The organism is Halarchaeum nitratireducens, from assembly GCF_014647155.1.
Lineage (GTDB): Archaea > Halobacteriota > Halobacteria > Halobacteriales > Halobacteriaceae > Halarchaeum > Halarchaeum nitratireducens.
In genome coordinates, this window is sequence record NZ_BMOQ01000002.1 from 392,424 (window position 1) to 414,755 (window position 22,332).

Here is a 22,332-nt window from a genome sequence, read left to right on the forward strand (position 1 = left end):
CAGTCGGTAACGTCGACGGTGGCGGTCCGAACCGCCCGGAGCAACGCGGCCGGGGGTGCGCTACTCCGAGACGCTCTGGACGACGACCGGGCGCTCGGCCTCGAGGATGACGCGCTGCGTCGTGCTTCCGAAGACCGCTTTGCCGGTCGGGCTCCGCGAGCGGCCGGCGAGCGCGATGAGGTCCGCGTCGAGGTCGCGGGCCGCCTCGACGATCTCGGTCGAGGGGTCCCCGCTCCGTTCGATCAGGTTCGTCTCCACGCCCGCGTCGTCGAGTAAGTCCTGGGCCTCGTGGACCGACTCGATCTGTCCGACCGACGCGCCCTCCGGGTTGTCCGTGAACACGTGGAGGAGCGTCACGCGGACCTCGTCCATCTGGAGTGGCATATCGAGGATGGACTCGATCTGTTTATCGGCGCGATCCGGGTCGTCGAGCGGCACGAGGATCTCGTACATCTACGTACGCACCCTCGACAGCCGCTCGGTTCGCAGTGTTGTCGATACGACCCGCGTCCGTTCGGTTCGGCCAGCGCGCATGTTTTCGAGTTGGATCCCATCGGTAATCATAGTTTGGTTCGTCCGCGGTCTCGATGCCGACTCGAAACGAACCCCCGATCGCACGTGGGACGGTCCAAGCCGGGAAGATACCACCGAATAATCAGATACACACATAGTCTAGCAACGAGGTAATTCCGCCGTCGCGTCATCGCGCGCGCTAACTACATATGTGTGGGTGGCGTACGTGGGGGTATGACTGCGACCGAGACCGCGACGTTCGGTGGCGGGTGTTTCTGGTGTATCGAGGCGGCGTTCGAGGAACTCGAAGGCGTCGTCGACGTCACGTCCGGCTACGCCGGCGGGAGCGTCGAAGATCCGACGTACGAGGCGGTGTGCAGGGGCGAGACGGGCCACGCGGAGGTCGTCCAGATCGAGTACGATCCGGGCGTCGTCTCGTACGCCGACCTGCTGGAGGTGTTCTTCACGATCCACGACCCGACGCAGGTGGACCGGCAGGGTCCCGACGTCGGCTCGCAGTACCGCTCGATCGTCCTCACCCACGACGACCGCCAGCGTGAGGAGGCGGAGGCGTACATCGAGGCGCTCGACGGGGAGTACGCGGACGACGTCGCGACGGAGATCGAACCGCTCGACGCCTTCTACCGCGCCGAAGAGTACCACCAGAACTACTTCGAGAAGAACCCGAACGACGCGTACTGCACGATGCACGCGCGCCCGAAGGTCGAGAAGGTGCGCGAGGCCTTCGAGTCGAAGGTGGAACCCTCGGCGTAGGACGCGGAGCCGAGGGCGACTCGATCGACCGGCGGGAACGGCGACCGCCGGAACGCGTTTCGGGCAGGCGACCGTAGACGCGAGCGATGAAGCGACTCGGGCTCCGACTGGCGATGGCGGCGGTCGGTGTCGCGCTCCTCGTCGGATACGTCGGCGCCGCGGCCCTCGCGTACTGGGTGCTCGCCGTCCTCTGGACGACTCGACCGGATCCGACGACGGCGCTCACGATCGTCGCCGTCGCCGTGATCGTCGTCGGCTCTCTCAGCTACGCGTTCGGGACGCGACACCTCCTGGCGCGACTCGACGCTGAGCCGATCGCACGGGAGCGCGCGCCCGGACTCTACGACCGGGCGGCGACGCTCTGCGAGCGGATGGACACGGACGTCCCGGCGTTCTACGTCGGCCGGATGGCGATGCCGAACGCGTTCGCACTCGGCGGCATCGGGACCGGCGTCGTGGTCCTCGATCGCTCGCTCTTCGGTCTCCTCACCACGACGGAGCTCGACGCCATTCTCGCGCACGAACTCGCGCACTTAGAGAGCCACGACGGGTTCGTCCGGACGCTCGCGTTCAGCGTCGGCGAGACGCTCACGGGGCTCCTGTCGATCGTGCTCTTCCCGGCCGTCCTGTCGACGACCGGGCTGGCGAAGGCCTGGGCGTGGTTCAGCGGTCGACCGGACACGTGGACGCAGAACCCGGTCGGACGGGTTCGGCGCGTCCTCGATGGGGTGATCGGGTTCGGCCTCATCGCGCTCACGTTCGCCGTCAACGCGCACTCGCGACACCGGGAGTTCGCCGCGGACGACCGCGCGGCCGACGTGACCGACGACCCGATCGCGCTGGCGCGGGCGCTACGGAAGATCGAACGCGCGAGCCGGCCCACGTGGGCGGTCCTCTCGCCGTTCTACGTGCACAGCGACGACGACGACGTGGAGAACCCGATCGAGCGGTGGTTCTCCACGCACCCGGATCTCGACGAGCGAGTCGAGCGTCTCCGGGAGAAGGCGGCCGCGTCGGACGACACCGTTCAGGTTCGTGTCGAGTGATTCGACGTTCCGATAATCTGCAACCTGAGACGGTCACGACCGACGATACTGCGGACAGAGTGGTGTCGGTCGCGCTGGGCCAAGACGGAACAGACGCACATCGATCCACCGATCCCGAACTCTATCGACGGCTATCGTCCCCGTCGACGGTGCAACAGCGAGGGACTGGATCGACGGGCAACACCACTCTGTCCGCAGTAAATCGGTCCGAGACGGAAGCAGACGGTGCAGTTGGACGATCGGTTCACGGCCGAAGAGTCGAAAGGAGTACGAGCCGACGACGTGTGTCGGTCACACGAGTCGAGAGCGAGACGGTACGACCGGGTGGCGACAACCGGCGTGATTCGAGACGATGACCGACGAGGGACACCCCACGATGTCCGCTGTTCTTCGAGCGTCCGCGATCCGCGACGACGGGACGAACCCTCCCCCCACTTTGTCCGCAGTAATCGCGTTCGGGGGCACGGACGGGGGGAGAAAGAAGAAGTGTATATTGCTGGTAAATGCGGCACGAGGATATTTTCACCGCCTCTGTCGGGATCGGTAAAGGACGACGCTGTCGGGAACTCCAACGTTTCTAATAACTAACATTTCCTTAATAACCCAGTACGGGTACTATTTGCTATACTCCTACTTAGAACTATCGTCCATCTAGAAACTCTTCTCTCACTCCCGCCCCACTATTTTTCTCGTTACTGCGGACAAAGTGGGGGGAGGGTCGTGGCCGAAATCTTGATGTGCCATCGTTCGTCGTATATATATTCTGTAGAACTGCGGACACTGCGGACGCGGTGGTTTTATTATGCGATCCGACGAGGGGTGTTCGTATGGGACTCTTCGAGCGGGACACCGATATCTATCGGGACCGCGACGCGCTTCGGGAGGACTACCAGCCGGCCGAGCTGGTCGGGCGGGACGAGGAACTCTCCACCTACACGTCCGCCCTCCAGCCGGTCATCAACGGCGAGCAGCCGAACAACGTCTTCCTCTACGGGAAGACTGGCGTCGGGAAGACCGCCGCGACGCGCTACCTCCTCGACCACCTCCGGGAGGACGCCGAGGAGTACGACGACATCGCCCTCGACATCATTTTCCTCAACTGTGACGGGCTCTCCTCTTCCTATCAGGTCGCGACCCATCTCGTGAACGAACTGCGCGCCGAGCACAATCAGATCAGCACGACGGGCTACCCGCTCGCGACGGTGTACGAGATGCTCTGGGAGGACCTCGATTCCCACGGCGGGACCGTCCTCATAGTCCTCGACGAGATCGACAACATCGGCGACGACTCCATTCTCTATCAGCTCCCGCGCGCCCGTGCGAACGGCAAGCTCGAAGACACGCAGGTCGGCCTCATCGGCATCTCCAACGACTTCTCCTTCCGCGACGACCTCTCCCCCAAGGTCAAGTCCTCGCTCTGTGAGAACGAGATCCACTTCCCCGCCTACGACGCCACCGACCTGAAGGCCATCCTGAAACAGCGCGCGGACGTCGCGTTCCACGACGGCGTTCTCGACGACGGCGTCATCCCGCTCTGTGCGGCCTACGGCGCGAAGGACGCCGGCGACGCCCGCCAGTCGATCGACCTCCTGATGAAGGCGGGTGACGTCGCGCGCGACGACGAGGCGACCACGATTACCGAAGACCACGTCGATCGCGGCCGCACCGCGCTCGAACGCGGCCGCATCGAAGAGGGGATCAGGGGGCTCACCGAACACGGCCACCTCGTCCTCTACGCGCTCGTGACGAACGATCTAGAGGGCGAAACGCCGATCCGCTCGCGCGACGTCCGCCCGCGGTACACGCGCTTCGCCGAACTCGCGGAACGCGATCCGCTCGTCCCGCGCCGGATGCGCGATCACCTGAGCGAACTCGCCATGCTCGGGATCATCTCCGTGACCGAGCGCAACGAGGGCCGTCGCGGCGGGACGTACCGGGAGTACGAACTCGACATGCCCGTCGAGCAGGTGTTGAGCGCGCTCTCGGAGACCGTGAAACTCGTCGGCGTCCACGAGTCCGTCGTCGAACTCGCCGAGGACGCTATGCCGGATCTCACGACGGCGGTCGCCAGCACCGAGGGCGACGGATCGGATGGTGAGACACGGGCCGACCCGGATCGCTCGGACGCGTCGTTGGCGTCCTTCGAGTAGCGCTCCCCGAGCGGGGCCAGCGGCCCCGCCCGCCGTCCCTCCGCGATCGATTACTGCGGACACGGTGGGGTAGGCGGTGGCCCCGTCCGCCGTCCCGATCGGTCACGCCGACGATTACCGCGGACGCGGTGGTGTCGGTGCGGAACGGCGGACACGCCGGGGTCGTTCGTCGTCGGTCCTCGTCGCCCGTCTCGACGAGCGATCCACCGTTCCGAACCGAAAGCCCCCAGTAGCACCTCGTCCTCCGTACGTTCGTGCGCGTCCTCGTCACCGGCGCGACCGGTCGATACGGCTACGCCGCCGCGCTCGCGCTCCGTCACGCGGCCGTCGACGTCACGGCGCTCGTCCGCGACCCGGACGCCGACGCCGCCGGCGACCTCGCGGAGCGCGGCGTCCGCCTCGCCCGCGGCCGGCGTGACCAACTCGACCACGTCGAGGACGCCCTCGCGGACGCCGACGCCCTCTTCCTCGCCGTCGGCGGTCCGGGTGCGAGCGCGCGAACCGCGGCCGAACGGGCCGACACGCTCGTGCGCGCCGCCGACCGCACGGACGCTACCGTCGTCCACGCGTCGCTCCTCGCCGCCGACACGCGCCCCGGCGTCCCCCTCGTCGACGTCCGCGGTCGGATCGACGCGGACCTCGTCTCCAGGGACGTCACGCACGTCTCGTTGCGTCCCGGCGTCCCCCTCGATGCCTTCGAGCGCGTCCGCGGAACCGTCGAGACAGAGGGACGACTCCCGTTCCCGCTCGACGGACACGCGCGCGTCCCGCTGACCGACCCGCGCGACGTCGGTCGGGCCGCCGCGGCCGCGTTCACGGACGAGCGCGCGCCCGCGGGCGAACGCCTCCCCATCGTCTCCGGGACGCACTCGCTCTACGACGTCGCCGACGTCCTCGAAGCCCTCCTCGATCGATCGATCACGGCCGATCCCCGGGGACCGAGAGCCGCCCCGCGCGCGCTCACCGCCTTCTACCGGTGGGCGAACGAGGGGGCGCTCCTCGGCGCCGACACCGACGCGCTCCGGGAACGCTACGGCGTCGCCCCGTCGCCGATCCGCGACTACTTCGAACGCGCCGGGTGGGCGTAACTCACTCGTTCCACGGCGCCGCGGGGAAGTCGACGAGTCGCTCCTCGCGCTCGATTCCGTCGATGCGCGCGACGTCCCCATCATCGAGATCGAGGTCGAGCGCGCCGTAGTTCTCGACGATGTGCGCCTCGGAGGTCGCCTTCGGAATCGCCGCGACGTTCTCCTTCGAGAGGAGCCACGCGAGCGACACCTGATACGGCGTCGCGTCGTGCTTCCCGGCGATCTCGACGAGTTCGGGGACGTCCGCGACCTGCCCGCGCGCCACCGGGCAGTAGGCGACGAGCCAGTGGTCGTCGGCGAGCGCGCGCTCGTGGAGGCCGTCCTGCTGGAGGAGCGGGTGCATCTCGACTTGATGAGCGAAGACCGGGCTCTCCAGGTGCTCGATGGCCTCTTCGAGGAGGTCGGGCGTGAAGTTCGACAGCCCGACGTTGCGGATCGCGCCCTCGGTGCGCAGGGTGTCGAGCGCGGGCAGCGTCTCCGCGGGGTCGTAGCCGTCTATCGGCCAGTGGACGTAGAGGAGATCGACGTACTCCGTGTCGAGCGCTTCGAGGCTCTCCGCGGTCGTCTCGTGGACCGCGTCGCGCGCGAGGTTGTCCGTGTCGAGCTTCGTGGCGAGGAAGACCTCGTCGCGCTCGACGTCGGCGTCGGCGATACCTCCCCCGACGTACGTCTCGTTGTCGTACATCTGTGCGGTGTCGACGTGTCGGTATCCGGCTTCGAGCGCCGCTCGAACGGCGTTCCGACAGTCCGCGGGATCGGTGTTCTCGTACGTCCCGAGGCCGAGCCGGTGGAAGTCGCTCATCGCGCCGACGTACGTCCGTCGGCCCGAAAACACTACGGGCCCCGGCGCGCCTCACACGACTCGTCGCCCCCGGTTCTCGGTCCGCTTCGTCTCGTCGGCTCCCTGCCCGTCCGCCTCCCGACGACTCCGACGCGGCCGTGTCCGCTCGCCCGCACCGCCGTCACGCCTATATTCGAGACCGCCTTTCGTCCACACGTATGACACGACGCAACCCATTCGACGACATCGACCGGCTCTTCGATCGGCTGAACCGTCAGTTCGAGGACGCGGCCGAGATGTTCGACGCGGAAGGCGGCGACGCGCTCACGGGCGGTTTCGCCGCCGACGTCGAGGACGCCGGTGACGAGTTCGTCGTCACCGTCGACCTCCCCGGCTTCGAGAAGGAGGACGTCGACGTCCGCGTGCAGGACCGCGCGCTCTCCATCACCGCCGAGCGGACCACGGAGACGGGGTCGAGCGAGGGCGACGACGACGAATCGACGTACGTCCGCCGCGAACGCCACGGCCAGTCCGTCTCTCGTCGGCTGACGCTCCCCGAGCCGATCGACACGGACGACGTCGCCGCGACGATGAAAAACGGCGTGCTCACCGTCACGCTCGGAAAGGAAGACGGCTCCGGCGGCCACCGCATCGAAGTCGAGTAACGCCGCGCTCTCCCGTGTCTTCGGCTTTCGATTCCGTTCAGACGTCGACGACGCGTTCGATCCGCGCGCCGGGCTCCGGATGATCCGCGCCGTCGAGTCCGGCGACGGCGTCCATGAAGGCGACGCGATAGCTCGCCGGCCCCTCGTAGTCGCCGAACGCGCCTTCGGCCGCGACCTCGCCCGCGACGCCGAAGGAGAGCGCGCCGGCGAGCGCCGCCGTCTCCGCGTCGTCGAGCGCCGCGGCGAAGGTCGCCAGCGTCACGCCGAGCATGCAGCCGGTGCCGACGATCCGGCCGAGCATGGCGTTGCCCGCCGCGACCTCGTAGGCCGCGTCGGCCGTCGCGACGACGTCCGTCTCGCCGGACGCGACCACTACCGCGTCGGTGTCTCGCGCGAGCGCCACCGCCGTCTCCGCGACGTCGGCGTACTCGCCCACCGATTCGACGCCGCGGACGTCGGCGTCGTCGCCCGCGAGCGCCGTGATCTCGCCGTAGTTCCCCTTGACGACCGCCGGATCGAGGTCGGTGACGAGCGCGTCGGCGACGCGGTCACGGGTCGGCGTCGCGCCGACGCCGACGGGGTCGATAACGAGCGGGACGCCGTGCTCGTTCGCGGCCCGTCCCGCCGTCATCATCGCCGCCTCGCCGGCCTCGCTGACGGTCCCCATGTTGAGGAGACAGCCCTGCGCGCCCGCGACCATGTCGCCCACCTCGCGCGCGTCGTCGGACATCACGGGGAGGCCGCCCCAGTGGAGGGCGACGTTGGCGACGTCGTTGACGGTGACGGCGTTCGTCACGCAGTTGATCAGCGGCTGTTCGTCCCGGATCGTGCCGAGGCAGTCGGCGATGGTGAAGTCGGTGGTCATGGGCTTCCTCTCGCGCTCCGTACCGCCTCCGCGAGTTCGCGCGTCGCCGCCTCGGGATCGTCCGCGGCGGTGATCGCGGAGACGACAGCGACGCCGTCCGCGCCCGCCTCGATCACGTCCGGGGCGTTCGCGGCCGTGATCCCGCCGATCCCGACGATCGGAACGTCGACGGCGTCCGCGACGGCAGCGACGGTCTCGGGTCCGATCTCCGCGTGTTCCTCGCGGACGTCCTTCGAGTCAGTCGCGTAGACGGCCCCGACGCCGAGATAGTCCGCACCCGCCTGCACGGCCCGTCTGGCGGCCTCCACGGAGGACACCGAGCGCCCGACGATCGCCCCGTCGCCGAGCACGTCGCGCGCGGCGGCGACCGGGAGGTCCTCGTCCCCGAGGTGGACGCCGTCCGCGTCGACGGCCGCCGCGATGTCCACGCGGTCGTTGACGAGGAAGGCGACATCCGCGTCGCGCGTCTGCTCGCGCAGCGCGCGCCCGAGGTGGTAACGTTCGCGCGCCGTCGCGCCCTTCTCGCGCAACTGCACGACGTCGACGCCGCCGGCGACGGCGGCCGCGACGATGTCCTCGGTCGTCCGCCCACGCGATCGACTCCCCTGCGTGACGAGGTACGTGCCGAACTCGATATTCACGGGTTGTAACCCGTAGTGGTCCGCGCGCCGAGAAAACCGTTGTGGTCAGCGCTGGCGCCGATGGGTGCGTTCGCCACCCACACGTACATGGTGATCGATGACCTCCGAACGAGTGTGTTCACTGTTACCTCGGCGGACGGCACGGCGATCGCCTACGAGCGCATCGGTGACGGGCCGCCCCTCGTGCTGGTCCACGGCACCGCCGGCCATCGAATCGACTGGCGAGAGGTCGAACCCGCGCTCGCCGAGTCGTTCACGCTGTACGTCGTCGAGCGCCGCGGACGTGGAGAGAGCGGCGACGCCGAGGGGTACGACATCGAACGGGAGTACGCGGACGTCGCCGCGGTCGTGGAACGCGCCGCGGCCGAGGCCGATCCCGACGCGCCCGTCTCCCTTCTCGGGCACTCGTACGGCGCGATCTGCGCGCTCCACGCCGTCCGCGAGACCGACGCCGTCGATCGGCTCGTCCTCTACGAACCGCCGCTCGGCGACGTCCCCGAACCGGACGGCGCGGCGGCCGACATCGAGCGCCTGCGCCGCGAGGACGGTCCCGACGCCGCGACCGCCGCGTTCCTCCGCGACGCCGTCGGTTTGAGTGACGTCGTGATCGACTCGATGCGCGGCGACGAGCTCTGGCGCGCCCGCCTCGACGCGATCTCAACGGTTCCGCGCGAGATCCGCGCGACGCAGACCGACCGCTTCGATCCGGCCGCGTTCGCCGACGTCGCGGTCCCGACGACGCTCCTCCTCGGTGGCGATAGCCCGCCCGCGATGCGACGCGCCGTGGCGTCCGTCGCCGACGCACTCCCCGACGCCGCCGTCGTGACGGTAGAGGGGTGCGCGCACATGGCGATGCACGCCGACCCGGCGCAGTTCGTCGCGGCCGTGCTGGACGCCCTCGACGAGTCCGACTGAGCACCGATCGACCTGCGCTCCTCACAGACGGTCGAGCACCCGCTCCGCGACCCGCTCGTACGCCCGCTCGCGGTCGTCGCCGCGGACGCCGACGATCACGTGATCGACGCCCCACGCGTCGAGCTCCCGGAAGTAGTCGCGGAACCACGCCGCGCCCGCGCGAAAGCCCTGATTCACGTGCTCCGGGTCGGCCTCCGGATCCCCCGCGAGATCGACGGTACAGGTCGTCACGAACGGGGCCGCCGTCCGCTCGTTCCAGTCGTCGAGATAGCTCCGCAGGGCGTCCTCGGGGAGGTGGTAGAAGAGCCAGCCGTCGCCGTGTGCGGCGATCCACTCGCGGGACTGGCGGCTGTTGCCCGTGACGAGCAGCGGGAGGTCGCCCGCGGTCGGCTTCGGTACGACGTCCAGCGTTCCGTCGAGCGTCCCCCACCGGGTCTCTACTTCGGGATGCGCGTCGCGCCACGCCGCCCGGAGGACCTCGACGCTCTCGCGGAACGCCGCACCGCGTTCGTCCTCCGCGACGCCGAACGCCTCGTACTCCGGCGGCCGGTCGCCCGACGCGACGCCGAGGACGAGTCGCCCCTCCGAGAGGTGATCGAGCGACGCCGCCTGCTTCGCCACGTGGAGCGGATGCCGGAGCGTGAGCACGACGCTCGCCGTTCCGAGCGCGACATCGTCCGTCCGCGCGGCGACCCGGGACAGCCACGTCCACGGGTCGAAGGTCTGGCCGGTGTCGTCGAACTTCGGCCAGTCCGTCGGCACGTCGCGCGCCCACAGCCCGTCGAACCCCAGCGCTTCGAGGCGTTCGGTGAGCGCGAGCTCGCGTCCGACGTTCGGACGGGTCGTCCGGGCGCTCGTCAGCGGGAACGTCGCCCCGACCGTCAACCCGTCGTCCCCGAACAGCCGCTCGTACCCCCGATTAGCGTTCTCCACGCACGCACTGGGGGACGCGACGACCAAAAACCGCCGGTCCCGCGTACTGCGCCACCCGATCCGGCGTCCACTACGCTATTGTATCACCGCGTGATATCCCCGGGCATGCCGTTCACGATCCCGACGCGCGCCACCGCGGAGGTGGCCGCGTGACCCGACGCGCCGCTCCGGTCGACTACCCCGTCGCGCTCACGATCGCCGGCAGCGACTCCGGCGGGGCCGCGGGCGTCCAAGCCGACGTGAAGACGATGGAAGCCTGCGGCGCGTACGGGACGAGCGTCGTCACGAGCGTCACCGCGCAGAACACCCGCGGCGTCCACGGCGTCCACCACCTTCCGCCCGAAGACGTCACCGCGCAACTCGACGCCGTCACCGACGATTACGACGTCCGCGCGGCGAAGACGGGAATGCTCGGTACGCTCGAGACCCTCGACGCGGTCGTCGACGCCGTCACCGACTTCGACGGCCCGCTCGTCGTCGATCCCGTCCTCGTCGCCACCGCGGGCGACGTGCTCGCCGACGACACCGTCGCCGCGGCCTACGACGCGCTCTTCGCGCACGCGACGCTCCTCACGCCGAACGCGGACGAGGCCGCGACGCTCACCGAGACGGCCATTCAGACCCGCGACGACGCCGTCGCCGCCGCCCGAGCCCTCCGCGAGCGAGGGGCCGACGCCGTCCTCCTCACCGGCGGCGACTCGTACACCGACGACGAGCGGGCCGTCGACGTCCTCGTCACCGACGACGCGGTTCGGACGTTCGTGGGCGAGCGCGTCGACACCGAACGCACCCACGGCTCCGGCTGTACGATCTCGAGTGCGATCACGGCCCGACTCGCGCGGGGCGACGACCTCGAAACCGCCGTCGCCCGCGGGATCGACGTCGTCGCGCGCGCCATCCGGTACCCCCACGCCGTCGGCGGCCCCACCGGAAGCGTTCACCACCTCGCCACGCTGCGCGACGACGCCACCCGGGACGACGTCGCCACCGTCGTCCGCGACCTCGCGGGGCTCGATCCCGTCGCCGACGCCGCGGGCGCGACGCCGTACGCCGAATCGCTCGCCGACGTCGCGGGCGGCGCGGGTGGTCGGTTCGGCGACGCCGGCCGCCTCGGCGAGGTGCTGCTCGCCGCGCGCGAGCGCGACCCGGCCTATCGCTACGCGCTCACGCTCGACCGCGCGGACGCGCTCGCGGCGGACGCGACGCCGGTCGACCTCGATGCCGCCGACCTGCCCGCGCAGCGCGTCGCCGAGACCGCCGTCGCCGCGGACGCCGACGGCGCGGCGGTACGCGACCCCGACGGGACGGCAACGCTCCTCGCGCCGAGCGCCGCGGCGCTCCGCGATCGCCTCGCCTGAGAACGCCGCGCGCTACTCGCGGTACTCCGCCAGGAGGTCCTCCAGGAGGAGCGCCCGGGGATCCGCCGGCGAATACCGACCGTCGAGGAGCTCGGTCGCCGTCTCGACGTCGCCGCGTATCGCCAACTGGCGGACGCGGGCGGCCGTCCGGATGAACTCGTCGTCCATCGACCCCTCCTCGGATCCGTCCTCGCCCGGCCCCTCGTCCGGGAACACCTCGGCGTACAGTTCGTCGTAGTCCAGCATCGCCGGCTCGTACTCCTCGTCGACCTGTTCGAGGACGCACTCGACGGCGAAGCGCTGGAACTCGGAGCGGTTCGTGAAGAGCCCGCGCTCGACCAGTTCCTCGGCGGCGTCGAGCACCTCCTCCGGGAACCGGACCGTCGATTTCACCATTCTCGTAGGCAGTGGGGTTCGATCGGCGTAAAACTACCCCCGCCTAGCTCAGGAAGAGCCGCCGGTCGGCGCGCTCGTGTTCCATCGCGTGTACGTCCACGAGCGGTGCGAACGCCTCCATCCGCTCGATATCCCGGTCTTCGTTCGCCGCGACGACGGCCGCCGCGACGGGCGCGAGGTCGTCGAGGACGCGCTGGGCGGTGACGTGCCCGAGACTCAGGAGCCGCTGGGCCGCCCCGAGCATGTCCGTGAGGAAGGAGTGGGCGTGCACCAGACAGGCCTCCCCGGCGTCGATACCGCGCCGCGCGGCCACGAGCCCGAGCGCGACCGGGTAGTTCCCCGGCGCGTCGCCGCTCGCCACCCGCTCCTCGTACGCCGCGACGACGGGATCGCCGCCGGTCTCGGCCTCGACTTCGAGGAGCCGTCGACCCGCTTTCGTCGCGCTCTCGCGGAACTCGGCGGCGAGCGTCGTCGCCCGCACCGTCTCGTCGACGTCGCGGACCGCATCGAGGTCGTCCGCGGCCGCGTGCGCCGCCCGGATCGCCACCGTCTCGCAGGGGCCGACCTGTCGGCGGAGGTAGCTCTCCAACACCTCGCGTAGGTCGTCGCCGTCGGCGACAGCTCCCGATTGGACGAACTGCTCCAGCCCGTAGGAGACCGTGTTCCCGCCGACCGGGAGGAACGAATCCGCGAACCGATACGCCGCGAGTCGCGTGCGCGCGTCGGTCGCGTCCGTACTGTCCGCCGTTGTACCGCTCGTATCCGTACCACCCGCGCCCGGGTCGCTCGCGTCCCCGTCGTTCACGACGCGTCACCCTCCGGCGTCCGCACGCCACCGTGCGCGTGGTGAGCGTCTCCGTCCTCGTGGATGCGATCGTGCTCCTCCTCGCCGCGTACGTGGTCGTGATCGCTCCCGTCGTGCGCGTGGTCGCCGATCCCCCCGCCGTGCCCGCCCCCTCCCTCGTCGTGGGCGTGATCCGGCGTCGCGTCGTCGAACAGCGTCGGATCGACCTCGCGGACGTCGACCGTCGCGCCGTCGGGGAGGTGGTCCGCGACTTCCGCGCGCTGACGTTCGATCGACTCCGAGACCGCGATCAGGACGTCGCTCCCCCGCACCGCCAGATCGCGGTGGCGGTTCCCGACGACGTGGCCGAGCTTCGCCGCCAGTGCCATCGCCGTCGGCGTCGCCGTCGCCTCGTCCATCGAGACGACGAGCGCCTCGCGCGCGGCGAGGCCGACGACGAGCAGGCGCCCGTCCTCGCCCGCGAGGACGTCGCCGGGTTCGAGGCCGCCCGCGTCGGTCGTCACGACGCCGACGTCCGTGCCGTCGTCCGTCTCCGTGCGGAAGCGCGAGCGCCGTCTCGTCGTCTCGTCCAGCGTGACGCGCCGGACGTCGCCGTCCTCGCTCGCCGCGACGCGCGCCGCGACGTCGTCGTCCGTCCGTTCGTTCCCGAGGTAGGTGTCGTAGAGTTCCATCGTGTCTCCGCGTCAGTATTTACGCTGGTCTGGGGCCGGGGCGTCCAGCAGGGCGCGACTCGCCTCGTCCCACGCCGCGTCGAGCGCCTCGCGCACGTCGTCCGCCCGGTCACCGAGCGCGCGGACGAACGCCCCGCCGTCGCGCGGGAGCGCCGTCGCACTCGCACGCGCCGGGCCGTCTGTGAGCCGCTCCGCCAGTCGGTCGCTCATCGCCGTCGAATCGACGTCGCGCGTCGTCACCACGTAGCACGTCCCGAGCACCGCGTAGTCGCCGAGGACGCCCGCGCGGCGCGGATCCGTTCCCCCGCTCCCGGGTGCGAGGTGCGTCGTATCGGAGAGGATCCGTCCGCCGGGACCGTCGACCGTGGTGCGCGCGTAGTAGCGCTCGAAGTCGAACGCCTCGTCGCGCGCCAGCCGACCCGGAACGACGACGTCGGTCAGGATCGCGCTCGCGTCGCGTCCGAGCGTCACGGCCGTCTCGCCGCAGTAGCGCGCGTTCGGGTGGAGGATCGTCTGCTCGGGGACGTACTCGACGTGCGCGCCGTCCCCGACGACGAACGTCGCGTCGACGCGCCCGTAGTTCGCGTCCATCGAGAGCACCTTGCTCGCGCTCCCAGTGCTGACGTGCGCGCGCGCGTCCGCCTCCGCGGTGACGACCATCCGGTTCCGGTCGCCCTGCGCGACACCGCCGGTCGGACTCTGCACGTACGCCGACGCGAAGTCGGGCCGTCCGACGTCGTGATCGAGCGTTCCGCTCAGGTGGTACGGGACGCGCGCGTAATCGGCGACGAGGTCCGTCGTCCCGTCCACGCCGACGGCGAACGTCGCCTCCAACTCCCCGGTCTTCCCCGGAGACCCCACCCCGACCTGCGGGAGCGGCTCCTCCGCGTACGGCTCGAACGCCGGCGGGAGGTCTCGCGCGTGCGCGAAGATCACCCCGTTCTCGTCGTTCTTCGCGGCCCACCCTTCATCGCTCCTCGCGACGTCCGCCGCCGTCGTCTCCCCACTCTCGTCGTCCTCGTCGCGCGCCGCCTCGCTCCCGCCGGTCGCGTGCGCTTCGTCCGTCGCCATCTACGCGAACAGCACCTCGGTGCGGACGTGGTCGATGACGTCCTCGACGCCCGTCTCCGCCTTGCAGTCCGTGAGGACGTGGGGCCCCTCGCGGACGGCCTCGGCGTCGCGTTCGATCTTCTCCAAGTCCGCCCCGACGTGGGGCGCGAGGTCGGTCTTGTTGACGACGAGGAGGTCGCAGTCGACGACGCCCGGCCCGCGCTTCGCGGGGATGTCGTCGCCCTCCGCGACCGAGATGACGTAGAGCGAGTAGTCCGCGAGTTCGGGATCGAACGTCGCCGCGAGGTTATCGCCCCCGCTCTCGACGATCACGAGGTCGAGCTCGGGGTGTTCGTCGACGAAGTCGTCAATCTGTCGGAGGTTCATCGAGGGGTCCTCGCGGATGCCCGTGTGAGGGCACGCGCCCGTCTCGACGCCCGCGACGAGGTCCGCGGGCACGACGCCGGCGAATCGCTCGCGCAGGGCGTCGGCGTCCGCCTGCGTCAGGATGTCGTTGGCGATGACGCCGACGTCGAGGCCCGCGTCGCGCAGCCGGGGGACGACCTCGCTGATGAGCGATGTCTTCCCGGAGCCGACGGGACCGCCGATCCCCACGGTGGCGACGTCGCGGTGCGTGAGACGCGAACTCATTCGCTCCCGACCTCGCGCGCGGTGTCGGTGCGGATCGGATCGTGCACCGTGACGAGCTTCGTCCCGTCGCGGAACATCGGCTCGACCTGCACCATGTCGATCATCTCCGGGACGCCGTCCATGACGTCCTCGCGGCCGAGGAGACCGGTCGCGCCCGCCCGCAGCTCCGCGACGTCCCTTCCCTCGCGCGCGCCCTCGAAGATCCAATCGGAGATGTACGCGACGGCCTCCGGGTGGTTGAGTTCGATGCCGCGCTCCTTGCGGTCGCGCGCGAGCTGCGCCGCCGTGTAGATCGTGAGCCGTTCGCGTTCCTTCGGCGTGAGATTCATAGCATGTAGCGTTGGGTGAGAGGCAGTTCAGCGGCCGGTTCGCAGGTGACGTGTTCGCCGTCGACGCGCACCTCGAAGGTCTCGGGGTCGATCTCGATGTCGTCCGGCCGGGTCGCGTTGCGCACCATGTCGCCCTTGTCGATAGTCCGTGTGCCGGAGACGGCGACCGTCTCCGTATCGAGGCCGTACTCGTCGCCGACGCCGCGCTCTTTCGCCGCGGGGCTGACGAAGGCGAGCGAGAGGGCGTGTTTGGCCTTTCCGACCGCGCCGGCGCGCGGGCGCTGCATGATCGGCTCGCAGGTCATCAGCGAGCCGTTCGACTCGCCCATCTCGCCGTAGACCGGGAACCCGCCCTTGAACGTCACGTGGGGCTTGCTCCCGAAGAATGCCGGGTCCCAGAGGACGAGGTCGGCGAGCTTCCCGGGTTCGAGCGTGCCGACGTGATCGTCGATCCCCGCGGTGATCGCGGGGTTGATCGTGTACTTGGCGAGATAGCGCAGCACGCGCTCGTTGTCGCCCGCGCCGTCCTCGGCGAGCGGCCCGCGCTGGCTCTTCATCTTGTGCGCCGTCTGCCACGTCCGCGAGACGACTTCGCCCATCCGCCCCATCGCTTGGGAGTCGCTCGTCATCATCGAGATCGCGCCCGTGTCGTGGAGCACGTCCTCGGCGGCGATGGTCTCCGCACGGATGCGCGATTCGGCGAACGCCACGTCCTCGGGGACGTCCGGGTTCAGGTGGTGACAGACCATCACCATGTCGAGGTGTTCGTCGAACGTGTTCTCGGTGTACGGCATCGAGGGGTTCGTCGACGACGGCAGGACGTTCGCGTCGCCCACGGCCTCCATGATGTCCGGGGCGTGCCCGCCGCCCGCCCCCTCGATGTGGAAGAGGTGGATCGTCCGGCCGTCGATGGCCGCGACGGTGTTCTCCAGGAACCCGGTCTCGTTCAGGGTGTCCGTGTGCATGGCGACGTGGACGTCCTCCTCGTCGGCGACGGTGAGGCAGGTGTCGATGACGTCGGGCGTCGCGCCCCAGTCCTCGTGGATCTTCAGCCCGCACGCCCCGGCCTCCAACTGCTCGCGCAGCGGTCCGGGTTCGCTCGCGTTCCCCTTCCCGTAGAAGCCGACGTTGACCGGCCACTCCTCGGCCGCCTGTAGGAACCGCTCGACGTTCACGGGCCCGGTCGTCGTCGTCGCCGCACCCCCGCCGTAGCCGCCGCCGAGCATCGTCGTCACGCCGGAGGCGAGCGCGTGCTCGTAGAGTCCGGTCGAGTTGAAGTGGATGTGGACGTCGAGGCCGCCCGGCGTGACGATCTTCCCCTCCGCGGGGTAGACGTCCGTCGACGGCCCGATCACCATATCGACGTCGTCCATCGTGTCCGGGTTTCCGGCGTTTCCGATCCCCGCGATCCGGCCGTCCCGGATCCCGACGTCCGCCGCGACGACGCCGATGACGGGGTCGAGGACCGTCGCGTTCGTGATCACCCAGTCGAGCGCGCCCTCGGATTGCGTGACGCCCGGAGCCATCCCCATCCCGTCGCGGATCGTCTTCCCGCCACCGAAGACCGCCTCGTCGCCCGGCGTCCGATAGTCCGCCTCGACTTCGACGCGGAGGTCCGTGTCGCCCAGCCGAACCTGCCCGCCGACGGTCGGCCCGTACAGCTCCGTGTACGCCTCGCGGGAGACGTCGCGGGTCACGACTCCTCGCCCTCCCCGACGTCGTCGACGGCCGTGTCAGCGTACCCCGCGTCGCGCAGGCGTTCGAGCGCCGCGGCCGGATCGACGGTCACACTCCCGTTCACGAGCCCGTTCATCCCGTACGCGCGGCCCTTCCCCCCGAACGCGACGAGCTCGACGTCCTGTTCGTCTCCGGGCTCGAAGCGGACCGCCGTCCCCGCCGGGACGTTCAGCCGCATCCCGAACGCGGCCTCGCGGTCGAACGCGAGCGCGGCGTTCGCCTCGAAGAAGTGGAAGTGCGAGCCGACCTGCGCGGGCCGATCCCCGGTGTTCGACACCGTCACGCTCGTCGTCTCGCGGCCCTCGTTGATCGTCACGTCGCCCTCACCGGGGTCGATCGCCCCCGGGACGAGTCGGTCCGTCATCGGCTCGCCCTCGACACGTGATCCTGATCCGATCTCTCCATCCTATGCGGGATATTCTAGCCATATCGTAATAAGAACGGGCACAGAAGACAATATTTGCACGCAAAATACCGAGGACAGAGCGTATATAGAAAACGACCGCGTTCGGACGGCTCCGCCCAGTAGACGACGGTTTCGTGCGGCTCTGCGACCCCTCACTGATTCCGTACCTGTCCGATATAAGATCTCGTACGTGGACGAACGGGCGCGCTTTCACCGCGTCTGTACGCACACCTTAAACAATTTAATCCGGATTGGACAATGAATGCGATTCGATGGAAAAGCCTTTTCAGCCCGTCTCGAATTCGGGGTGACGTCGAGAAAACATGGACGATAGCTCAAAATATTCTGCCCACGGTGCTCGTATCACCAAACTCAACTGCAAATACTCATCTATTGACCAGGTTGTGGGGTGTCACGAATGAGCGGGAAACGCTCGGGGCTCTCGCGGCGTTCGTTCCTCGCCACCGGCGGTGCGATCGGTGGGGCGGCGCTCGCCGGCTGTCTCACCGGCGGCGGGAGCGGCGAGGAGACGGTGAAACTCGGGATCATCGAGGACCGCTCGGGCAACTTCGCGCTCAACGGCACGCCGAAGTACAACGCGAGCATGCTCGCCATCGAGGAGCTCAACGAGGAAGGCGGCATCCTCGGAAACGAGATCGAGACGTTCGCGCCCGACCCGCAGTCCGACAATCAGCGCTACCAGCAGCTCACGCGGCAGGCGATCAACGAGGAGAACGTCGACGCCCTCTGGGCGGGTTACTCCTCGGCGACGCGCGAGACGATCCGGCCGATCATCGACCAGAACGAACAGCTCTACTTCTACACGACGCAGTACGAGGGCGGCGTCTGTGACTCCTACACCTTCTGCATGGGTGCGACGGCGCGCCAGCAACTCGGCAGCGTTCTCCCGTACATGGTCGAGAACTTCGGCACCGACATCTACACCATCGCCGCCGACTACAACTTCGGTCAGCTCTCGGCGGACTGGGTCCGCGTGCTCGCCGACGAGAACGACGCGAACGTCATCGGCGAGGAGTTCATCCCGCTCTCCGTTACCGACTTCGGCTCCACGATCAACAACATCCAGGACGCCGACCCGGACTTCGTGATGGCCCTGCTCGTCGGCGCGAACCACACCTCCTTCTGGAACCAGCGGACCTCCGCGGGTCTCGACGTCCCGATGGGGACCTCGACGGTGATGGCGCAGGGCTACCAGCACAAGCGCCTCGACCCGCCCGCGATGGCGAACGTCTACGGCGGCTTCAACTACATGGAGGAGATCCCGACCGACCGCAATCAGGAGTTCGTCAGCCGGTACTACGAGAAGTTCCCGGACGCCGCGTACATCAACGAGGAGGCGGTCAACAACTACTTCTCGATCAAGATGTACGCTCGCGCCGCCGAGGCCGTCGGCTCGACGAATCAGGCCGACATCATCGAGGAACTCGAAAAGGGCATGGACGTCTCCGCGCCCGAGGGCGACATCTCGCTCCAGGGGCCGGTCCACCACATGACGCACAACATGCGCGTCTTCCGGTGCGACGAGGACCACACCATCACCGTCGAGGACGAGCAGCAGATCTCCGAGCAGTTCCTCTCGGAGACGGTCGGCTGTAACCTCCGCGAGAACGAGGAGACGACCCAGTATGTCCCCGCGGACTACTACGAGGAGGCCGACGCCACGCAAGAATGAACGCCCTCAACCTGTTGTTCCAGTTCGCCGACAACTTCGCGTTCGTCGTGCTCGCGGCGGTCGGACTCGCCGTCATCTTCGGGATGATGGGCGTCATCAACCTCGGTCACGGCGAGTTCATCATGATCGGCGCGTACGGCACGACGCTGTCCGCGAACGCGGGCGCGCCGCTCCCGGTGGCGATGGCGATCGGCGTCCTCGTCACCGCGGTCATGGGGCTCATCTTGGAGCGGACGATCATCCACCGACTGTACGATCGGCTCTTCGACTCGATGGTCGCGACGTGGGCGCTCGGGCTCATCCTCACGCAGGGGATGCGGATCCTCTTCGGGAACTCGATCCCGCAGGTCTCGACGCCGCTCGGGAACATCGCGTACGGCGAGTTCTCCTACTCGACGTACCGCGTCCTCCTGTTGCCCGTCGCGCTTCTCGTGCTCGGTGGCCTCTACGTCCTCTTCACGCGCACGGAGTTCGGTATCCGCGCCCGGGCGACGATCCAAGACCCCGACACGGCGCGCGCCCTCGGCGTCGACACCGACCGGATGTACACCGCGACGTTCGTCATCGGCTCCGCGCTCGCGGGCCTGACCGGCGCGCTCTACGCCCCGACGCTCACCGTCGTCCCCGGGATGGGGTCGTCCTTCCTCGTCGAGGCGTTCGTGGCCGTCGTCGTCGGCGGTCCTTCGGTCCTCCTCGGGACGACGCTCTCCGGCGGTCTGCTCGGCACCATCGACGCCGTGTTCACGAACCTCTTCGGGACGTTCTACGGCCAGATCGCCATGCTCCTGACGGCCATCGTCGTCATCCGCGTCCTGTCCGACGGCCTGACCGGGCTCGTCGAAACCGTCCGCAACCGCGTGGAGGGCGAGTGAATGGGCCTCGCTGACGCCCTCGACCGCCTCCGCCGGCCATTCGAGGGCCCGAACACGCTCGGTAACGGCCGCGCGTTCTGGGTCGGCTTCCTCGTCGTCCTCGTCGGCCTCGTCGGCTACCCGATCGGCTTCGGGAGCTACGCCGCCTCCAGCGCCGCGCTCTACTTGCTCTACGCCATTCTCGCGCTCTCGCTCACCGTCATCTGGGGGTACACGGGGATCCTCAGCTTCGGACAGGTGGCCTTTTTCGGCGTCGCCGGCTACTCCTTCGCCCTGCTCAGCATGAACTTGGAGAGCGCGCTGACGACGATGCTCGCGCTCCCGGTCGCCGTCGGGATCGCCGCGCTCGCCGCGCTCGTGCTCGGCTACTTCATGTTCTACGGCGAGGTCCGCGACGTCTACGTCACGATCCTGACGCTCGTCGTCGCGCTCGTCCTCAACACCTTCATGGCGCAGACCGCCGGCTCGGAGTGGACGGTCGGCTCGGTCGCGCTCGGCGGCTTCAACGGGATCCCCGCCATTCCGAGCCTCACCTTCGGCGTCGGAGAGACGGCGATCACCCTCGACGGGGCGGCTTTCTACTGGTTCACGCTCGCCGCGCTCGTCGCCAGCTACCTCGGCCTCCGCGCGCTCGTCAATGGCCGCTTCGGCTACGCGATGGTCGCCACGCGCGAGGACGAGGACCGCACGGAGATGCTCGGCTACGACGTCCGGCGAGTCAAGCTGCTCGTCTTCGTGCTCGGCGGTGCGCTCGCCGGGCTCTCGGGCGTCCTCTACGCGACGTGGGGGAACTACATCAGCCCCTCCGTCTTCGGGATCACCTTCGCTTCCATCCCCGTCGTGTGGGTCGCCGTCGGCGGTCGCCGCTCGCTGCTCGGCGCCGTCGTCGCCACCGTCGTCATCGAGTGGTTCCGCCAACAGCTCTCCGCGACCGGGAGCCAGTACGCGCTGATCGTCGTCGGCGTCGTCCTCCTCGCCTCGATCCTCTTCGTCCCCGAAGGGGTCGTTCCGCGACTCGACGCGGCGATCCGCGGCGCGCGCGATCGCTTCGGCGCGAGCAACGACGCACCTGAAGGTACGCCAGAATGACCGCGACAGACACGGACATCGACACGGAGACGACGGAGGTATCGACCGCAGAGACGACGGACGCGTCGGAGACGGCGAGACCGGACGGCGGGACCCCGGACGCCGCCGACTCGGGGACGACGGACGCGACGAGAGCGACCGATACGTCCGGTCGGCAATCGCCCGCCGTCGCCGCCACCGGCCCGGGGACCGACACCCTCCTCCAGACGGACGGCCTCACGAAGCGCTTCGGCGGCTTCACCGCCATCGACGACGTCGACTTCAGCGTCGAGACGGGCGAGCTCCGCTGTCTCATCGGACCGAACGGGGCCGGGAAGTCCACGCTGTTGAAGCTCATCACGGGCCGCCACGACGCGACGAGCGGCGCGATCTACTACGACGGCACGGACATCACGACGCGTCGTCCGAACGAGCGCGTCGACCTCGGGATCGGGATGAAGTTTCAGGTGCCCTCGGTCTTCGACGAACTCACCGCGTACGAGAACATGCGCCTCTCGGTCCAGCGGACGCACGCCGACGCGCACCTCGACGAGGCGATCCTCGACGCGCTCGAACGCATCGACCTCGCCGCGCGCGCCACCACCCCGGCGGGTGAGCTGTCGCACGGCCAGCAGGGCCGCCTGGAGATCGGGATGGCCGCCGCACTCGAACCCGACCTCCTGTTGCTCGACGAACCGGTCGCCGGTCTCTCCGTCGAGGAGCGCAACGAGGTCGCGGACCTCGTCACCGAACTCAACGACGACGGCATCGCGTTCATCGTCATCGAGCACGACATCGACTTCGTCGCGGAGATCGCCCACGAGGTGACCGTCCTCCACGGCGGCGAGGTGTTCCGCGAGGGCTCGATCGAAGCGATCCGCGACGACGACGACGTCCGGCGGATCTACTTGGGGGGTGAGTGAGC

General features: G+C 69.1%; 24 protein-coding genes. 11 read left to right on the forward strand and 13 right to left on the reverse strand.

The window, feature by feature from the left end; translation table 11 throughout:
* Nucleotides 1-60 precede the first annotated feature (60 nt).
* Nucleotides 61-453, reverse strand: coding sequence for a universal stress protein (locus tag IEX91_RS04205; RefSeq protein WP_188877285.1), 393 nt, complete (start codon nucleotides 451-453; stop codon nucleotides 61-63).
* 294 nt (nucleotides 454-747) lie between these two features.
* On the opposite strand from IEX91_RS04205, the gene msrA reads away from it, so the two are divergent.
* The 4 genes from msrA to IEX91_RS16250 all read left to right on the forward strand — a co-directional run bounded on the left by msrA (nucleotide 748) and on the right by IEX91_RS16250 (nucleotide 5,571).
* Nucleotides 748-1,287, forward strand: coding sequence for a peptide-methionine (S)-S-oxide reductase MsrA (gene msrA, locus IEX91_RS04210; protein WP_188877286.1), 540 nt, complete (start codon nucleotides 748-750; stop codon nucleotides 1,285-1,287).
* 86 nt (nucleotides 1,288-1,373) lie between these two features.
* The gene (locus tag IEX91_RS04215) at nucleotides 1,374-2,333 is read left to right on the forward strand and encodes a M48 family metallopeptidase (RefSeq protein WP_229772783.1); all 960 of its coding nucleotides are present in this window, start codon (nucleotides 1,374-1,376) and stop codon (nucleotides 2,331-2,333) included.
* 827 nt (nucleotides 2,334-3,160) lie between these two features.
* A complete protein-coding gene (locus tag IEX91_RS04220) occupies nucleotides 3,161-4,483 on the forward strand; it encodes an orc1/cdc6 family replication initiation protein (RefSeq protein ID WP_188877288.1) in 1,323 nt (440 codons plus the stop codon).
* Nucleotides 4,484-4,737: 254 nt separating this feature from the next.
* The gene (locus tag IEX91_RS16250; RefSeq protein WP_211086362.1) at nucleotides 4,738-5,571 is read left to right on the forward strand and encodes an SDR family oxidoreductase; all 834 of its coding nucleotides are present in this window, start codon (nucleotides 4,738-4,740) and stop codon (nucleotides 5,569-5,571) included.
* A 1-nt stretch (nucleotide 5,572) separates the two neighbouring features.
* Here IEX91_RS16250 and IEX91_RS04230 read toward each other — a convergent pair whose 3' ends face one another.
* On the reverse strand, nucleotides 5,573-6,373 hold the full coding sequence (locus IEX91_RS04230) for an aldo/keto reductase (RefSeq protein ID WP_188877289.1): 801 nt from the start codon (nucleotides 6,371-6,373) through the stop codon (nucleotides 5,573-5,575).
* Between the two features lie 197 nt (nucleotides 6,374-6,570).
* Between IEX91_RS04230 and IEX91_RS04235 the strand changes: the two genes are divergently transcribed.
* Nucleotides 6,571-7,017 carry an Hsp20/alpha crystallin family protein gene (locus IEX91_RS04235; RefSeq protein ID WP_188877290.1) on the forward strand — a complete coding sequence of 149 codons (447 nt, stop codon included), beginning with the start codon at nucleotides 6,571-6,573 and terminating at the stop codon, nucleotides 7,015-7,017.
* Nucleotides 7,018-7,054: 37 nt separating this feature from the next.
* Here IEX91_RS04235 and thiM read toward each other — a convergent pair whose 3' ends face one another.
* Nucleotides 7,055-7,882, reverse strand: coding sequence for a hydroxyethylthiazole kinase (gene thiM, locus IEX91_RS04240; RefSeq protein ID WP_188877291.1), 828 nt, complete (start codon nucleotides 7,880-7,882; stop codon nucleotides 7,055-7,057).
* The gene (thiE, locus tag IEX91_RS04245; protein WP_188877292.1) at nucleotides 7,879-8,523 is read right to left on the reverse strand and encodes a thiamine phosphate synthase; all 645 of its coding nucleotides are present in this window, start codon (nucleotides 8,521-8,523) and stop codon (nucleotides 7,879-7,881) included. The genes thiM and thiE overlap by 4 nt, the downstream gene beginning before the upstream one ends.
* A gap of 60 nt (nucleotides 8,524-8,583) precedes the next feature.
* Between thiE and IEX91_RS04250 the strand changes: the two genes are divergently transcribed.
* The gene (locus tag IEX91_RS04250; protein ID WP_188877293.1) at nucleotides 8,584-9,438 is read left to right on the forward strand and encodes an alpha/beta fold hydrolase; all 855 of its coding nucleotides are present in this window, start codon (nucleotides 8,584-8,586) and stop codon (nucleotides 9,436-9,438) included.
* Nucleotides 9,439-9,459: 21 nt separating this feature from the next.
* Here the strand turns inward: IEX91_RS04250 and IEX91_RS04255 are convergent, their stop codons facing one another.
* Complete coding sequence (locus IEX91_RS04255) at nucleotides 9,460-10,371, reverse strand: TIGR03571 family LLM class oxidoreductase (protein ID WP_188877294.1); 912 nt, start codon at nucleotides 10,369-10,371, stop codon at nucleotides 9,460-9,462.
* Between the two features lie 149 nt (nucleotides 10,372-10,520).
* Here IEX91_RS04255 and thiD point away from each other — a divergent pair, with 149 nt between their 5' ends.
* On the forward strand, nucleotides 10,521-11,729 hold the full coding sequence (gene thiD, locus IEX91_RS04260; RefSeq protein WP_188877295.1) for a bifunctional hydroxymethylpyrimidine kinase/phosphomethylpyrimidine kinase: 1,209 nt from the start codon (nucleotides 10,521-10,523) through the stop codon (nucleotides 11,727-11,729).
* Between the two features lie 12 nt (nucleotides 11,730-11,741).
* On the opposite strand, the gene IEX91_RS04265 is transcribed toward thiD, so the two are convergent.
* The 8 genes from IEX91_RS04265 to IEX91_RS04300 are packed head-to-tail and all read right to left on the reverse strand — an operon-like array spanning nucleotide 11,742 to nucleotide 17,732.
* The gene (locus tag IEX91_RS04265; RefSeq protein WP_188877297.1) at nucleotides 11,742-12,125 is read right to left on the reverse strand and encodes a ribbon-helix-helix domain-containing protein; all 384 of its coding nucleotides are present in this window, start codon (nucleotides 12,123-12,125) and stop codon (nucleotides 11,742-11,744) included.
* A 43-nt stretch (nucleotides 12,126-12,168) separates the two neighbouring features.
* Nucleotides 12,169-12,930, reverse strand: a complete 762-nt coding sequence (locus tag IEX91_RS04270; RefSeq protein WP_229772784.1) for an urease accessory protein UreF — start codon at nucleotides 12,928-12,930, stop codon at nucleotides 12,169-12,171.
* Complete coding sequence (locus IEX91_RS04275) at nucleotides 12,927-13,601, reverse strand: urease accessory protein UreE (protein ID WP_188877298.1); 675 nt, start codon at nucleotides 13,599-13,601, stop codon at nucleotides 12,927-12,929. Before IEX91_RS04275 ends, IEX91_RS04270 begins: the two co-directional genes overlap by 4 nt.
* 12 nt (nucleotides 13,602-13,613) lie before the next feature.
* Nucleotides 13,614-14,672, reverse strand: a complete 1,059-nt coding sequence (locus IEX91_RS04280) for an urease accessory protein UreD (protein ID WP_188877299.1) — start codon at nucleotides 14,670-14,672, stop codon at nucleotides 13,614-13,616.
* Nucleotides 14,673-15,302 (reverse strand): urease accessory protein UreG, encoded by a 630-nt coding sequence (ureG, locus tag IEX91_RS04285; RefSeq protein ID WP_188877300.1) that lies wholly within the window; start codon nucleotides 15,300-15,302, stop codon nucleotides 14,673-14,675.
* Nucleotides 15,299-15,631 carry an urease subunit gamma gene (locus IEX91_RS04290; protein WP_188877301.1) on the reverse strand — a complete coding sequence of 111 codons (333 nt, stop codon included), beginning with the start codon at nucleotides 15,629-15,631 and terminating at the stop codon, nucleotides 15,299-15,301. Before IEX91_RS04290 ends, ureG begins: the two co-directional genes overlap by 4 nt.
* On the reverse strand, nucleotides 15,628-17,328 hold the full coding sequence (gene ureC / locus IEX91_RS04295; protein ID WP_188877302.1) for an urease subunit alpha: 1,701 nt from the start codon (nucleotides 17,326-17,328) through the stop codon (nucleotides 15,628-15,630). The genes IEX91_RS04290 and ureC overlap by 4 nt, the downstream gene beginning before the upstream one ends.
* Nucleotides 17,325-17,732, reverse strand: a complete 408-nt coding sequence (locus IEX91_RS04300) for an urease subunit beta (protein ID WP_188877303.1) — start codon at nucleotides 17,730-17,732, stop codon at nucleotides 17,325-17,327. Before IEX91_RS04300 ends, ureC begins: the two co-directional genes overlap by 4 nt.
* 460 nt (nucleotides 17,733-18,192) lie before the next feature.
* Between IEX91_RS04300 and IEX91_RS04305 the strand changes: the two genes are divergently transcribed.
* From IEX91_RS04305 to IEX91_RS04320, 4 genes are read left to right on the forward strand one after another with little or no spacing between them, the layout of a single operon-like run.
* The gene (locus IEX91_RS04305) at nucleotides 18,193-19,467 is read left to right on the forward strand and encodes an urea ABC transporter substrate-binding protein (RefSeq protein WP_188877305.1); all 1,275 of its coding nucleotides are present in this window, start codon (nucleotides 18,193-18,195) and stop codon (nucleotides 19,465-19,467) included.
* The gene (urtB, locus tag IEX91_RS04310) at nucleotides 19,464-20,339 is read left to right on the forward strand and encodes an urea ABC transporter, permease protein UrtB (protein ID WP_188877306.1); all 876 of its coding nucleotides are present in this window, start codon (nucleotides 19,464-19,466) and stop codon (nucleotides 20,337-20,339) included. The genes IEX91_RS04305 and urtB overlap by 4 nt, the downstream gene beginning before the upstream one ends.
* Complete coding sequence (locus tag IEX91_RS04315; RefSeq protein ID WP_188877308.1) at nucleotides 20,340-21,428, forward strand: ABC transporter permease subunit; 1,089 nt, start codon at nucleotides 20,340-20,342, stop codon at nucleotides 21,426-21,428.
* Nucleotides 21,425-22,330, forward strand: coding sequence for an ABC transporter ATP-binding protein (locus IEX91_RS04320; protein ID WP_188877309.1), 906 nt, complete (start codon nucleotides 21,425-21,427; stop codon nucleotides 22,328-22,330). Before IEX91_RS04315 ends, IEX91_RS04320 begins: the two co-directional genes overlap by 4 nt.
* Nucleotides 22,331-22,332: the final 2 nt, after the last annotated feature.